Here is a 13,354-nt window from a genome sequence, read left to right as displayed (position 1 = left end):
TCCGGGCCGGTTTCCACGCCATTGACACCTGACGGGAGCAAGACAAGATGATTCGCAAGCTGGCCATCGGCCTCGCCGTACTCTCCGCACTCGGCGCCGCCCAGACCGCCTCGGCCACTAATCTGCTGAACGTATCGTATGACCCCACGCGCGAGCTGTATGTGGATGTGAACGCGGCCTTCGCCAAGGCCTGGAAGGCGCAGGGTGGCGATGCCGTGACGATTCGCCAGTCGCACGGCGGTTCGGGCAAGCAGGCCCGCTCCGTGATCGACGGGCTGGACGCCGACGTGGTCACCCTCGCCCTCGGCTACGACATCGACGCCATCGCCGAAAAGGGTTTGCTCAAGCCGGACTGGCAGAAGCGCCTGCCGCACAACGCCTCGCCGTACACCTCGACCATCGTGTTCCTGGTGCGCAAGGGCAATCCCAAGCAGATCAAGGACTGGGGCGACCTGATCAAGCCGGGCGTGCAGGTCATCACCCCGAACCCGAAGACCTCGGGCGGCGCGCGCTGGAACTACCTGGCCGCGTGGGGCTATGCGCTGCGCCAGCCGGGCGGCAATGACGCCAAGGCCAAGGAGTTCGTCTCGGCGCTGCTCAAGAACGTGCCAGTGCTCGACTCGGGCGCGCGCGGTGCCACCACCACCTTTGTGGAACGCGGCCTGGGCGACGTGCTGATCGCCTGGGAGAACGAGGCCATCCTGGCCATCAAGGAACTGGGACCGGACAAGTTCGATATCGTCGCGCCGTCGGTCTCGATCCTGGCCGAGCCGCCCGTAGCCGTGGTGGACAAGGTGGTGGACAAGAAGGGCACCCGCAAGGCGGCCGAAGCCTACCTCCAGTTCCTCTACACCGACGAGGGCCAGGAAATTGCCGCGAAGAACTACTACCGGCCGATTTCCGAGAAGGTGGCGGCCAAGTACGCGGCCAACTTCCCGAAGGTGAAGCTGTTCACGATCGACGAGGTATTTGGCGGCTGGCAAAAGGCCCAGAAGACGCACTTCGCCGATGGCGGGTCGTTCGACCAGGTCTACCAGCCGGGCCGGAAGTAAATCCGTAACGGGGCCGCGCCACCGCGCGCGCTGCCCCGGCCCATCGGGAAGACCCCATCAGGAAGACCCCATCAGGAAGACCCACCAAGGAGCGCCCGATGTCTGCCAGCCAGTTCCGCATCGCCCCCCGGCGATGTCCCGCCTGACCTGAATCCCCGCGGCCGCGCCTGACGCGCGCCGCATTCCCGGAAGACCGCTTGCCCGATGCCGCTGTTCGCCAGCCGGCAGGGAGGCCTGTCGTCCGTGGCTCGTCATTTTCAGATTTCTCTCATAGACAGATCCAGGACAACTCGCATGACATCGCCCATCGCTCGCTCCCTCTCTAAACGCCGCCGCCTGCTGACGGGTGCGCTGGTACTCGCCACCGGCCTGGCCTACGGGCTGCTGGCCGCGCCGGTACAGGCCCAGTCGCAGACCGTGAACCCGAAGCTGCTGCGCATTGGCTACCAGAAGTACGGCACGCTGACGCTGCTCAAGGCGCGCGGCACGCTTGAGAAACGTCTTGCGCCGCAGGGCATTACGGTCAAATGGACCGAGTTCCCGGCCGGCCCGCAGCTGCTGGAGGGGCTCAACGTGGGCGCCGTCGATTTCGGCACCGTGGGCGAGGCCCCGCCGATCTTCGCGCAGGCCGCCGGCGCGCAACTGGCCTACATCGGCAATGAGCCGCCCGCGCCGACCGCCGAGGCCATCGTGGTGCCGAAGGGCTCCGCGCTGAAGTCCGTGGCGGACCTGCGCGGCAAGCGCGTGGCGCTGAACAAGGGTTCGAACGTGCACTACCTGCTGGTGAAGCAGCTGGAGGCAGCCGGCGTGGCCTACAGCGAGATCCAGCCGGTCTACCTGCCGCCCGCCGATGCGCGGGCCGCCTTCGAGCGCGGCGCGGTGGACGCCTGGGTGATCTGGGACCCGTTCCTGGCCGCCGCCGAGAAGCAGCTGGGCGCGCGCGTACTGATCGACGGACGCAGCGCGGATGGCAAGAACGTGGTCAGCAATCACCAGTTCTACCTGGCCTCGCGCCCCTACGCGCAGGCCCGGCCGGACGTGGTGACCACCATCCTCGACGAACTCGCGCAACTGGGCCAATGGGCCGAGAAGCATCCGAAGGACGCCAGCACGGTGCTGGTGAAGGAAACCGGCCTCGACGCCACCGTGCTCGACCTCGCCGTTTCAAGGTTTTCCTATGGTGCGAAACCGGTCACGGCCGCCGTGCTGGCCGAGCAGCAGCGCATTGCCGATGCCTTCCACGCGCTCAAGCTGATTCCCAAGCCGATCCAGGTGGCCGATGCCGCCTGGACGCCGCCGGCTGGCAAGGCGCCGACCCAGCAGGCACAACGCTGATCCCCGCTGATCCCCCATATCTAGACAAATCACGAGGCCCGACATGCAACTGTTTTGGTTCATCCCCACCCATGGCGACAGCCGCTACCTGGGCACGTCCGAAGGCGCCCGCGAGGTCAGCTTCGACTATCTGAAGCAGATTGCCGTCGCCGCCGATACGCTCGGCTACGAAGGCGTGCTGATTCCCACCGGGCGCTCCTGCGAAGACCCGTGGGTGGCGGCGTCCGCGCTGTCCGCCGTGACGCGCCAGCTCAAGTTCCTGGTGGCCGTGCGGCCCGGGCTGATGACGCCGACGCTGGCTGCGCGCATGGCGGCCACGTTCGACCGGCTCTCCGGCGGGCGGCTGCTGGTGAACCTGGTGACGGGTGGCGATGTGGCCGAGCTGGAGGGCGATGGCCTGTTCCTCGACCATGCGGCGCGCTACGAGGCATCGGCGGAGTTCATCCGCATCTGGCGTGACGTGCTGGCCGCCAGCCATGACAGCGGCCAGATCGACTTCAGCGGCAAGCACCTGACCGTGAAGGGCGCCCGGGTGCTGTACCCGCCCGTGCAGCGCCCGCATCCGCCGGTGTACTTTGGCGGGTCGTCCGAGGCCGCGCATGAACTGGCGGGCGAGCAGGTCGATACCTATCTGACCTGGGGCGAGCCGCCGGCAGACGTGGCAAAGAAGCTGGCCGATGTGCGCGCCCGCGCCGCGAAGCATGGCCGCACGGTCAAGTTCGGCATTCGCCTGCACGTAATCGTGCGCGAGACCGACGATGCCGCCTGGGCCGCCGCCGAGGACCTGATCAGCCGGCTCGACGACGAGACCGTGGCGCGCGCGCAGGCCGTGTTCGCCAGGATGGATTCGGAAGGGCAGCGCCGCATGGCCGCGCTCCACGCGGGCGGGGCCAAGCGCACGCGCGAGGCGCTTGAGATTAGTCCTAACCTGTGGGCCGGCGTGGGCCTGGTGCGCGGCGGGGCCGGCACGGCACTGGTGGGCGATCCAAAGACCGTGGCGGCGCGTATCGAGGAATACGCGGCGCTGGGCATCGACACCTTCGTGCTGTCCGGCTACCCGCACCTCGAGGAAGCGTACCGCTTTGCCGAGCTGGTGTTCCCGCTGCTGCCGCGCACCGTGCGGGAGAAGCTGCCGGGGCAGGTGCTGTCCGGGCCGTTCGGCGAAGTGATGGCCACCGGCATCGTGCCGCGTGCGTCGCAGAGCTAGCGCGGGGGAGGGTCTCAAGATGTCTCAACGTAAACGCATTGCCGTGCCGACCATCAACGCGCAGGCCATCGCGCCGTGGATCGTGCCAGTGTTGCTGATTGGCGTGTGGCAGGCGGCATCGCAACTGGGCTGGCTGTCCAACCGCGTGCTGCCGGCGCCGCTGGCCGTGGTGGAGGCCGCATGGACGCTGGCCGTCTCCGGCGAGCTGTGGCGCCATGTCTGGGTCAGCACCTGGCGCGCGGTGGTGGGGCTGGCCGTGGGCGGCGGGCTGGGCCTCGCGCTCGGGCTGCTGACCGGCACCTTCCGCACCGCCGCCACGCTGCTCGACAGCACGCTCCAGATGGTGCGCAACATCCCCACGCTGGCGCTGATTCCGCTGGTGATCCTCTGGTTTGGCATCGACGAGACCGCCAAGCTGTTCCTGGTGGCGCTGGGCGTGTTCTTCCCGGTGTACCTGAACACGTATCACGGCATCCGCGCGGTGGACCCGGGGCTGGTGGAGATGGCGCGCAGCTACGGCTTGTCCGGCTGGCGGCTGTACCGCGAGGTGATCCTGCCCGGCGCGCTGCCGAACATCCTGGTGGGCGTGCGGTTTTCGCTCGGCCTGATGTGGGTGATTCTGATCGTTGCCGAGACGATCTCTGCGCAGTCAGGTATCGGCTATATGACGATGAACGCGCGCGAGTTCCTGCAGACCGATGTGGTGCTGGTGGGCATCCTGCTCTACGCGCTGCTCGGCAAGCTGGCGGATGTGCTGTCGCGCGCGCTGGAGCGCTTCTGGCTGCGCTGGCATCCGGGCTACCAGTCCGCCTGATATCGGCATGACAACGAACAAGGAGTCGATGATGCATACCCATCCGGTGGAACAGGCGGCGCTGGCCTACCTCGACGCGGGGCTGGCCGCCCGTGCCCCGACGCGCCCGGCGATCCGCGATTCCCGCGATACCCGACCTTCAGGGGGGGTGTCCCTGCGCGTGGAGCAGGTGGTCAAGCGCTACAACGGCCGGGAGGTGCTGCACGGCATTGACCTCCAGGCGCAGCCAGGCGAGTTCGTGGCGATCGTCGGGCGCAGCGGCTGCGGCAAGAGCACGCTGCTGCGGCTGGTGGCGGGGCTGGAGGCTACCGATGGCGGCGCCGTGAACATCGACGGCAGCGAGGCCCCCCACGCCCGTGGGGGCCGGGCGGTGCGCGAGGATATCCGCGTGATGTTCCAGGACGCGCGGCTGCTGCCGTGGAAGCGCGTGCTGGACAACGTGGCGCTGGGCCTGCCGCGCACGCGCCGCGACGACGCGGCCAACGTGCTGGCCCAGGTGGGGCTGGCCGAGCGTGCCGGCGAATGGCCCGCGCGGCTCTCCGGCGGCCAGCGGCAGCGCGTGGCGCTGGCGCGGGCGCTGGTCCACCATCCGCGCCTGCTGTTGCTCGATGAGCCGCTCGGCGCGCTGGACGCGCTCACGCGCATCGAGATGCAGGGGCTGATCGAATCGCTGTGGCGCCGGCTCGGCTTCACGGCGCTGCTGGTCACGCACGATGTGTCCGAGGCGATTGCCCTGGCCGACCGCGTGGTGCTGATCGAGGACGGCCGCATCGCGCTGGACCAGCGCGTGGACCTGCCCCGGCCCCGCCAGCGCGGCGCGGCGGCGTTCGCGGAACTGGAGGCGGCGGTGCTCGACCGCGTGATGCGGAAGGCGGACCCGGCCGCAGAGACCCCCACGGAAGTATCGACCTCGCAGAATCTTCATGCCCCGTTGGCGGAGGAGCTTCTATGATGATCCATCAGGCCATCCACGCACCGGCGTTGCCGGCGGAGTTGCCATGACCCTTTCGACGCAAGCCCTGTCTTCGTCGGCCAGCCCTCTGGCCACCTATCTCGACACCCTGCCGCGTGTGCCGGTGCCGGGGCGCGAGCTGTGGCGCGACGCCCGGGGGCAGGTGCAGGGCCAGTATTTCAACTGCTCGCTGACCAGCGCGTTCGAGCCGCTGGTGACGCTGGCGGCGCGCGAGGTGGTGGCCCACGAGGGCTCCATCCGCACCTATGCCGAGGACGGCGTGGGGCTGGCGGCGTGGAAGCTGTTCGCGATGGCGGCGGACGATGCCTCGCTGGTCTCGCTGGACCGCCTGTCGCGGCTGGTGCACGCCATCAACTACTTCGCCGCCGAGGGCTCCCATCAGCTTGTCCTGAATGTTCACAACCGGCTGCTCGCCGCCGTGGCGGACGACCATGGCGCGGCGTTCCGGCGTGCGCTGGAGTCCTTGGGGCTGCCGATCGATCGTTTCGTGATCCAGGTGCCGGCCAGCGCCAATGACGACCTGCCGCTGCTGCTGCACGTGGTGGGCAACTACCGGCGCAATGGCTTCAAGGTGAGCCTGCAGGCATCGGACCCGGCCGAGGCCGGCGCGCTGATGGCGCACGCGCTGCCGGACTGGCTCAAGCTGGACATGCGCCGCACCTGGACGGACCGCCAGCTGGCCGGCCTGCGTGCGAGCGCCGATACCGCCGGCGTGACGCTGATCGGCCGGCGCGTGCAGGACGACGTGGCCGTGGCGCGGCTGCAGGACGCGGGCATCGCGCTGGGGCAGGGCGTGGCGGTGGCCGGGGAGCCGGTGTCGGCACGTCACTTGCATGCATCGGATCATCCATCGAACCCCGCGCAAAGGGAGCCCGCATGACAGCATCGATCGCTTCGTTGTCCGCCTTGTTGTCGGATAGCACGGCCGCGCCGCGCCTGGCGGTGCCGCGCGGCTTGCAGATCCTGACCGTGCCCGGGCTCCATGGCAGTGGGCCGGCCCACTGGCAGAGCCGCTGGGAAGCGAAGTTTCCGGACTGGCAGCGGATCGACCAGCATGACTGGGGGCGGCCCAGCCTGCCGCTCTGGGCGGAACGGGTCTCGGAAGGCATCTCCCGAGCCCAGCGCGTGGCGCCGCGCGGGGCGGTGCTTGTGGCGCACAGTTTTGGATGCCTGGCCACGCTGCGCCAGGCCGTGCTGGACCCGGCCGGCGTGGCCGGCGTGCTGCTGGTGGCGCCGGCCGATCCGGACAAGTTCGGCGTGGCTTCGCTGCTGCCGACCTCCCGGCTGCCGTTTCCGACCATTCTGGTGGCCAGCCGCAACGATCCGTGGATGCACCAGCGCACCGCCTTCAGCTGGGGCACGTTGTGGGGGAGCGAACTGATCGATGCCGGCCACCTCGGCCACATCAATGCCGATTCGGGGCTGGGCGAGTGGCCAGAAGGGCAGGCCTTGCTCGCCACATTGCTGCAAAGAATCGAGTCCGATGGACGGATTTTGGCTTCAGGTGACGGATCGGACACCTGGGAAGCCTCTGCCGAGGTCGGTCCGACCGTCCCTTATATTTAAAACGATTAAAGAAATGCGTAAAGATTCGTTCTGTTTATAAGGGCGCATCTGCAAAATTTGTCTCGTACCCCGGCGCCTTATGCGCCGGCTTCATAAAGACGAGACGACATGCCCCCATCGATCACCCTGGCGGCCCCTGCACCCACCGACGCGCCGCGCCGGCCGGCCCGCTCCGGCACGCAACGGTTTACCGTGCTGCCCGGCTTCGGCCTGTCCCTGGGTTTCACCATCTTCTATCTGACGCTGATCGTCCTGATCCCGCTGTCGGCCACGTTCCTGAAGACCTTCACGATGACGTGGGACGCGTTCTGGACCACGGTGACCGCGCCGCGCGTGGTGGCGTCTTATCAGTTGAGCTTCGGCGCGTCGCTGGTGGCGGCCATCATCAATACCGTGTTCGGGCTGGTGGTGGCGTGGGTGCTGGTGCGCTACCGCTTTCCGGGCAAGCGCCTGATCGACGCGCTGGTGGACCTGCCGTTCGCGCTGCCCACCGCCGTGGCCGGTATCGCGTTGACGGCGCTGTTCGCGGGCAATGGCTGGATCGGCAAATACCTGGAGCCCCTCGGCATCAAGGTGGCGTTTGCGCCGCTTGGTGTGGTGGTGGCGCTGACCTTTATCGGCCTGCCGTTTGTCGTGCGCACGGTGCAGCCGGTGCTGGAAGACGTGGAGCGTGAGCTTGAGGAAGCCGCCGCCAGCCTGGGCGCGTCGCGGCTCCAGACCTTCTGGCGCGTGATTCTGCCGGCCATCCTGCCGGCGCTGCTGACCGGCTTCGCGCTGTCGTTCGCCCGGGCCACGGGCGAGTACGGCTCGGTGGTGTTCATCTCCGGCAACATGCCGATGGTGTCCGAGATTGCCCCGCTGATGATCTATTCGAAGCTGGAGCAGTACGACTACGCCGGCGCTACCGCCGTGGCGGTGGTGATGCTGGTGATTTCCTTCGGGCTGCTGCTGTTGATCAACCTGTTGCAGGCGTGGACGCGCCGTTCCCAGTCGGGCCGCCGCGCTTCGGCGCTGCCTGATGGTCCCCACCACGGCAATCCGGAGGCGAGCTGACATGGCCGGCGCAATTTCCCGACTCGGCGCCACGCAAGGGGCCAACCCCGGCGCCCCGCATCGCCACGACGCCACCGGCGAAGCCCCGTGGGTACGCTACACGCTGATCACGGTGGCGGTACTGTTCCTCGGCCTGTTCCTGTTCATCCCGCTGGCTTCGGTGTTCTATGAGGCGCTGAAGAAGGGCGTCGACACCTACTTCGCCGCGCTGGTGGAGCCGGACGCCGTCTCGGCGATCCAGCTCACGCTGCTGGTGGCCGCCATCGCCGTGCCGCTCAACGTGGTGTTCGGCGTGGCCGCCGCCTGGGCCATCGCCAAGTTCGAATTCCGGGGCAAGCAGCTGCTGACCACGCTGATCGACCTGCCGTTCTCGGTCTCGCCGGTGATCTCGGGCCTGATCTACGTGCTGATGTTTGGCGCGCAGGGCTGGTTCGGCCCGTGGCTGGAGGCCCACGACATCAAGATCATGTTCGCGGTGCCGGGCATTGTGCTGGCGACGATCTTCGTCACCTTCCCGTTCGTGGCGCGCGAGCTGATTCCGCTGATGCAGGCCCAGGGCAGCGAGGAGGAGGAGGCCGCCATCGTGCTGGGCGCGTCCGGCTGGCAGACCTTCCGGCATATCACGCTGCCGAACATCCGCTGGGGCCTGCTGTATGGCGTGATCCTGTGCAATGCGCGGGCGATGGGCGAGTTTGGCGCGGTATCGGTGGTCTCGGGCCATATCCGCGGCCTGACCAACACCATGCCCCTGCACGTGGAAATTCTCTACAACGAGTACAACTTCGCGGCCGCGTTCGCGGTGGCGTCGCTGCTGACGCTGCTGGCGCTGGTCACGCTGGGCATCAAGACGCTGGTGGAAATCCGCGCCGGCAGGGAACATCAGGACGAGGGCGCGAGCCGCCCCGCGCCGACACTGCAAGGGCAGCCATCATGAGCATTCAGGTCAGGAACGTACAGAAGCACTTTGGCGATTTCGTCGCGCTGGACAACGTCTCGCTCGACTTCGACGAAGGCGAGCTGACCGCGCTGCTGGGCCCCTCGGGCTGCGGCAAGACCACGCTGCTGCGCATCATCGCCGGCCTGGAGCGCGCCGATGCGGGCCAGGTGGTGCTGGGCGGGCTGGATGCCTCCGCGCAGCACGTGCGCCAGCGCAATGTCGGCTTCGTGTTCCAGCATTACGCGCTGTTCAAGCACATGAGCGTGTTCGAAAACGTGGCCTTCGGCCTGCGCGTGAAGCCGCGCGCCGAGCGGCCCTCGGAAGCGAAGATCCGCGAGAAGGTGAAATCGCTGCTGGAGCTGGTGCAGCTCGACTGGCTGGCCGACCGCTACCCGGCGCAACTCTCGGGCGGGCAGCGCCAGCGGATTGCGCTGGCCCGCGCGCTGGCCGTGGAGCCGCGCGTGCTGCTGCTCGACGAACCGTTCGGCGCGCTGGACGCCAAGGTGCGCAAGGAACTGCGCCGCTGGCTGCGCCGCCTGCACGACGAACTGCACGTGACCAGCGTCTTCGTCACGCACGACCAGGAAGAGGCGCTGGAGGTGGCCGACCAGGTGGTGCTGATGAACCACGGCCGCGTGGAGCAGTCCGGCACGCCCGAGGCGGTCTACAACCATCCGGCCACGCCGTTCGTGTTCGGCTTCCTCGGCAATGTGAACCTGTTCCATGGCCGGCTGGAAGTGGGCGATACCGGCGGCCTCCTGCACACCGGCGAGGCGATTCTGCCCGTGGTGGGCAGCGGCCACGAGACCGCCGGCGACGCGGTGGCCTACGTCCGTCCGCATGATCTGGACGTGGAGCGCTACGCGCCGGGCACCGATGGCATCGCCGTCACGCTGCGCCGCGCGCTGACGCTGGGGCCGGTGGCCCAGCTGGAACTGGAACGCGAGGACAACCAGGACGTGATCGAGGTGGCGCTGCCGCTCGAACGCTTCCGACACGCCGGGTTCCGGGAGGGCGAGTTGCTGGCGGTGCGTCCGCGCCAGTTGCGCGTCTTCACGGCCGGCACCCGTAACTGATCGTGATCGCCCCCTATCAACAGAGCAAGAGAGCCCACCGAGGAGCGCCTCCATGAACTTCCAGCAACTGAGATCGATCCGCGAGGCAGTGCGCCGTCAGTTCAACCTGACGGAAGTGGCCAATGCGCTCTACACGTCACAACCGGGCGTGTCGCGCCAGATCCGCGAACTTGAGGAAGAGCTGGGCGTGGAGATCTTCGAGCGTTACGGCAAGCGCCTCACCGGGCTGACCGAGCCGGGCCGCGAGATCGTCCGTATCGTCGAACGGCTATTGCTTGAGGCCGAGAACCTGCGCCAGGCCGGCGACGAGTTCGCGGGCCGCCATACCGGCCGCCTGACCGTAGCCACCACGCACACGCAGGCGCGCTATGCACTGCCGAAGGTGGTGCAGAGCTTCCGCCGTGAATATCCCCATGTGACGTTAGCGCTGCAGGAAGCATCGCCGTCCCATATCGTCGAATTGCTGCTGACCGGGCAGGCCGATATCGGCATCGCCACGGAGGCGGTGGCCAACGAGGCCGGACTGACCTCGTTCGAGGCCTATAGCTGGCAGCACGTGCTGGTGGTCTCGCCCGAGCACCCGCTGACGCGGCTGCCCGAGCCGACGCTGGAGGACATCGCCAATTTCCCGATCATCACCTACGACGCCGGCTTTACCGGGCGCCGCAAGATCGACGGGGCGTTTGCCGAGGCCGGTCTCCAGCCGGAAATCGTGCTGACGGCGATGGATGCCGACGTGATCAAGACTTACGCCGAGCTGGACCTGGGCGTGGGGATCATCGCGTCGATGGCCTACGACGCCCGCAAGGATGCCGGCCTGGTGCGGATTTCCGCCGACCATCTGTTCGAGCCGAACACGACCAGCGTGGCCGTGCGGCGGGGCGCGTACCTGCGCGGCTACGCGCACGCGTTCATCAATATGTTCGCGCCGCATCTGTCGCGCGATACGGTGTCCACGGCGCTGGCCGAGAGCGCCAATCGCCCGGCGCTGGCCGCCTGATCCTGCGCGGACGGCATTCAAACGGCCGTTTGCGGCCAATCTGCCCCGATCCCGCCCCAGAACCTGCCTCCCGGTCGGCCCGGCGCACACTTCGCGCCGTGTGCCGCCGTTTCGTCGCACGGTGCTTCCTTCCTCGCCGCGTCCGGCGTAAAGTGCCCTCACGCAGACCGCCTTTTAAGCAAATTGCGATAACAGGCGGATGCATGCTGCAGTGCATCATCAGAATGCCACGCGGCCACTGCCGTGAACTACGAGGAGGGAAGACCATGCGGCAAATCCATGATGCCGGGGATGGGTGCGTCGGCCCGGCGAGCGGCCGCCCATGAAGCGCTGCCTCTCCACCGCGCTGCCATCGCGGCTGAATATCCTTGGCCGCGACTTGCTGTTCGTGCTCTGCATGAACACGGTGATCGCCGTCAGCCTGAATTACGGCTTCCAGACGGGCGGCACCTTCGCGCACAATTTTCTCTATAGCCAGTTGATCGGCCTGTCGATCTGGGTCTTTATCGACGTGCCGCGCGTACTGATCTGGTGGAACGACCGCCCGCGCCGCTGGCCGTTCATGTGCCTGGCCGTGGTGGCCGTGCCGCTGGGCGTGGTGCTCGGCAGTTGGGCCACACGCGAACTGCTGGGGCTGCCGATCAAGTCGCAGGCCGAGGCCGGCGACATGCTGCGCATGTGCCTGGTGGTGGGCATGCTGGCATCGGCGAGCATGATCTATTTCTACTGGTCGCGCGAGAAGCTGGCCTACCTGGAACGCCAGGCCGCGCTGGACGCGCTCCAGCGCGAGGAATCCGAAAAGCAGCTCGTGCGCGCCCAGTTGATGGCGCTGCAGGCGCAGATCGAACCCCATTTCCTGTTCAACTCGCTGGCCAACCTCGATGGGTTGATCGCCACCGATCCGCGCGCGGCGCGGCAACTGCTGCAACGGCTGATCGGCTTTCTGCGCATGTCGCTGCAACACACGCGGGCGGAGCAGTGCACGCTGAAGCAGGAGTTCGAGTTGCTGCGCAGCTATCTCGATATCCAGGGCATGCGCTTTGGCGCGCGGCTCGATTTCCAGATCGAGTTGCCACCGGCGCTGGCCGAGGCCGAGATTCCGCCGATGCTGATCCAGCCGCTGGTGGAGAACGCGGTGACGCATGGCATCGAGCCGTGCATGCGTGGCGGGAAAATCACATTGTCTGCCCGGGATGCCGGCGACGGCAGTGTGCAGGTCATCATTGCCGATACCGGCGTGGGCTTCTGCCAGGGCCACAGCAAGGGCTCGGGCATGGGCCTGACCCATGTGCGCGAGCGCCTGGCGCGGATTTTTGGCGTCACGGCCAGCATGCAGATGGAAGAAAACACCCCGCGCGGCGTGGTGGTGCGGGTGACACTGCCACTGGTGCGGCGGACCGATCCCACGCTCGCACCCATGCGCGCCCACGCGCCAGGCGGTGCACCGGCCATGGCCACGCCTGCCGTGTCCAGTTCCTGATTCCCTTCTGCCTCCCCGAGTCCGACCCCGACCCCATGAGTCCGACCCTGCTGATCGCTGACGACGAACTGCTGCTGGCCCGCGTGCTGGCGTCCGAACTGGCCGGCCTCTGGCCCGAGGCCAATATCGTCGCCGTGGTTCATGACGGTGTGGCGGCGCTCGATGCCGCCCGTGAACATCGGCCTGACGTGGCCTTCCTCGACATCCGCATGCCCGGCATGAGCGGCATGGACGTGGCGCGCGAACTGATCGAGTTCGACGACCCACCGCTGGTGGTCTTCGTCACCGCCTATGACCAGTTCGCGCTGGAAGCCTTCGAGCGCGCCGCCGTGGACTACGTGCTGAAGCCGGTGCAGCGCGAGCGCCTGGAGGCCACGGTGTGCCGGCTCAAGGCGCGCATGGAGGCCCGGGACAGCAGCCACGAGACCCATGACGTGGGCGCGATGGTCGATGCGGACAAGCTCGCGCAGCTGCTGCACCGGCTCGAGTCGCTCGAAAACCAGACCCCCGCGCGTTCCGCTGGGCAGTATTTGCGCTTCATCAAGGCGCTGGTGGGGCAGGAGGTCCGCATCATTCCCGTGGACGAAGTGGTCTACCTCGAAGCCACCGACAAGTACGTGAACGTGGTGTCCACCAGTGGCGAGGCGCTGATCCGCACCAGCCTGCGCGAGCTGGCCCAGCAGCTGGACCCGGACCGCTTCTGGCAGATCCATCGCGGCACGGTGGTCAATATCGACTGCGTGGCGAGTGCGATCACCCAGTCCCTGGGCCGGCTCTCGCTGCGCCTGCGCGACCGCGAGGAAGTGCTGCCGGTGGCGCGGCAGTACGCCCATCTGTTCAAGCAGATGTAGGGCGGCACGC

At 67.7% G+C, this 13,354-nt stretch carries 13 protein-coding genes; all 13 read left to right on the top strand.

The features are described 5' to 3' along the window. Positions 1 to 47: 47 nt before the first annotated feature. The 13 genes from AB4120_RS22790 (at position 48) to AB4120_RS22730 (ending at position 13,344) form a co-directional block, all read left to right on the top strand. The gene (locus tag AB4120_RS22790) at positions 48 to 1,052 is read left to right on the top strand and encodes a sulfate ABC transporter substrate-binding protein (protein WP_441642887.1); all 1,005 of its coding nucleotides are present in this window, start codon (positions 48 to 50) and stop codon (positions 1,050 to 1,052) included. Between the two features lie 294 nt (positions 1,053 to 1,346). Next, positions 1,347 to 2,387, top strand: a complete 1,041-nt coding sequence (locus tag AB4120_RS22785; RefSeq protein WP_441642886.1) for a sulfonate ABC transporter substrate-binding protein — start codon at positions 1,347 to 1,349, stop codon at positions 2,385 to 2,387. 43 nt (positions 2,388 to 2,430) lie between these two features. Next, the gene (gene ssuD / locus AB4120_RS22780) at positions 2,431 to 3,594 is read left to right on the top strand and encodes an FMNH2-dependent alkanesulfonate monooxygenase (protein WP_149135786.1); all 1,164 of its coding nucleotides are present in this window, start codon (positions 2,431 to 2,433) and stop codon (positions 3,592 to 3,594) included. Between the two features lie 19 nt (positions 3,595 to 3,613). Next, positions 3,614 to 4,408 carry an aliphatic sulfonate ABC transporter permease SsuC gene (gene ssuC, locus AB4120_RS22775; RefSeq protein ID WP_441642885.1) on the top strand — a complete coding sequence of 265 codons (795 nt, stop codon included), beginning with the start codon at positions 3,614 to 3,616 and terminating at the stop codon, positions 4,406 to 4,408. Between the two features lie 31 nt (positions 4,409 to 4,439). Beyond that, positions 4,440 to 5,360 (top strand): ATP-binding cassette domain-containing protein, encoded by a 921-nt coding sequence (locus AB4120_RS22770; RefSeq protein WP_441642896.1) that lies wholly within the window; start codon positions 4,440 to 4,442, stop codon positions 5,358 to 5,360. Positions 5,361 to 5,406: 46 nt separating this feature from the next. After that, a complete protein-coding gene (locus tag AB4120_RS22765) occupies positions 5,407 to 6,261 on the top strand; it encodes an EAL domain-containing protein (RefSeq protein WP_149135788.1) in 855 nt (284 codons plus the stop codon). Next, positions 6,258 to 6,947, top strand: coding sequence for an RBBP9/YdeN family alpha/beta hydrolase (locus AB4120_RS22760; protein WP_149135789.1), 690 nt, complete (start codon positions 6,258 to 6,260; stop codon positions 6,945 to 6,947). The genes AB4120_RS22765 and AB4120_RS22760 overlap by 4 nt, the downstream gene beginning before the upstream one ends. Positions 6,948 to 7,055: 108 nt before the next feature. Next, the gene (cysT, locus tag AB4120_RS22755; protein ID WP_441642884.1) at positions 7,056 to 8,000 is read left to right on the top strand and encodes a sulfate ABC transporter permease subunit CysT; all 945 of its coding nucleotides are present in this window, start codon (positions 7,056 to 7,058) and stop codon (positions 7,998 to 8,000) included. Between the two features lies 1 nt (position 8,001). After that, positions 8,002 to 8,934 carry a sulfate ABC transporter permease subunit CysW gene (gene cysW / locus AB4120_RS22750; protein ID WP_149135791.1) on the top strand — a complete coding sequence of 311 codons (933 nt, stop codon included), beginning with the start codon at positions 8,002 to 8,004 and terminating at the stop codon, positions 8,932 to 8,934. Further along, on the top strand, positions 8,931 to 10,013 hold the full coding sequence (locus AB4120_RS22745; RefSeq protein WP_149135792.1) for a sulfate/molybdate ABC transporter ATP-binding protein: 1,083 nt from the start codon (positions 8,931 to 8,933) through the stop codon (positions 10,011 to 10,013). Before cysW ends, AB4120_RS22745 begins: the two co-directional genes overlap by 4 nt. A 52-nt stretch (positions 10,014 to 10,065) precedes the next feature. Next, positions 10,066 to 11,013, top strand: a complete 948-nt coding sequence (locus tag AB4120_RS22740) for a CysB family HTH-type transcriptional regulator (protein WP_144200634.1) — start codon at positions 10,066 to 10,068, stop codon at positions 11,011 to 11,013. A gap of 322 nt (positions 11,014 to 11,335) precedes the next feature. Beyond that, positions 11,336 to 12,493 carry a sensor histidine kinase gene (locus AB4120_RS22735; RefSeq protein ID WP_441642883.1) on the top strand — a complete coding sequence of 386 codons (1,158 nt, stop codon included), beginning with the start codon at positions 11,336 to 11,338 and terminating at the stop codon, positions 12,491 to 12,493. Between the two features lie 35 nt (positions 12,494 to 12,528). Beyond that, entirely contained in the window at positions 12,529 to 13,344 is an 816-nt protein-coding gene (locus tag AB4120_RS22730) for a LytR/AlgR family response regulator transcription factor (protein WP_149135794.1), read from the top strand. Positions 13,345 to 13,354 lie beyond the last annotated feature (10 nt).

The organism is Cupriavidus sp. 2KB_3 (genome assembly GCF_052115685.1).
Classification (GTDB): Bacteria; Pseudomonadota; Gammaproteobacteria; order Burkholderiales; family Burkholderiaceae; genus Cupriavidus; species Cupriavidus campinensis.
Note: the sequence above shows the minus strand (reverse complement) of the source record. Positions and strands in the feature narration are given on the sequence as shown.

What these genes read in the sequence shown, in the direction of transcription:
- AB4120_RS22790 (WP_441642887.1), top strand. Translation starts at nt 48, where the DNA reads ATGATTCGCAAGCTGGCCATCGGCCTCGCCGTACTCTCCGCACTCGGC.
- AB4120_RS22785 (WP_441642886.1), top strand. Translation starts at nt 1,347, where the DNA reads ATGACATCGCCCATCGCTCGCTCCCTCTCTAAACGCCGCCGCCTGCTG.
- ssuD (WP_149135786.1), top strand. Translation starts at nt 2,431, where the DNA reads ATGCAACTGTTTTGGTTCATCCCCACCCATGGCGACAGCCGCTACCTG.
- ssuC (WP_441642885.1), top strand. Translation starts at nt 3,614, where the DNA reads ATGTCTCAACGTAAACGCATTGCCGTGCCGACCATCAACGCGCAGGCC.
- AB4120_RS22770 (WP_441642896.1), top strand. Translation starts at nt 4,440, where the DNA reads ATGCATACCCATCCGGTGGAACAGGCGGCGCTGGCCTACCTCGACGCG.
- AB4120_RS22765 (WP_149135788.1), top strand. Translation starts at nt 5,407, where the DNA reads ATGACCCTTTCGACGCAAGCCCTGTCTTCGTCGGCCAGCCCTCTGGCC.
- AB4120_RS22760 (WP_149135789.1), top strand. Translation starts at nt 6,258, where the DNA reads ATGACAGCATCGATCGCTTCGTTGTCCGCCTTGTTGTCGGATAGCACG.
- cysT (WP_441642884.1), top strand. Translation starts at nt 7,056, where the DNA reads ATGCCCCCATCGATCACCCTGGCGGCCCCTGCACCCACCGACGCGCCG.
- cysW (WP_149135791.1), top strand. Translation starts at nt 8,002, where the DNA reads ATGGCCGGCGCAATTTCCCGACTCGGCGCCACGCAAGGGGCCAACCCC.
- AB4120_RS22745 (WP_149135792.1), top strand. Translation starts at nt 8,931, where the DNA reads ATGAGCATTCAGGTCAGGAACGTACAGAAGCACTTTGGCGATTTCGTC.
- AB4120_RS22740 (WP_144200634.1), top strand. Translation starts at nt 10,066, where the DNA reads ATGAACTTCCAGCAACTGAGATCGATCCGCGAGGCAGTGCGCCGTCAG.
- AB4120_RS22735 (WP_441642883.1), top strand. Translation starts at nt 11,336, where the DNA reads ATGAAGCGCTGCCTCTCCACCGCGCTGCCATCGCGGCTGAATATCCTT.
- AB4120_RS22730 (WP_149135794.1), top strand. Translation starts at nt 12,529, where the DNA reads ATGAGTCCGACCCTGCTGATCGCTGACGACGAACTGCTGCTGGCCCGC.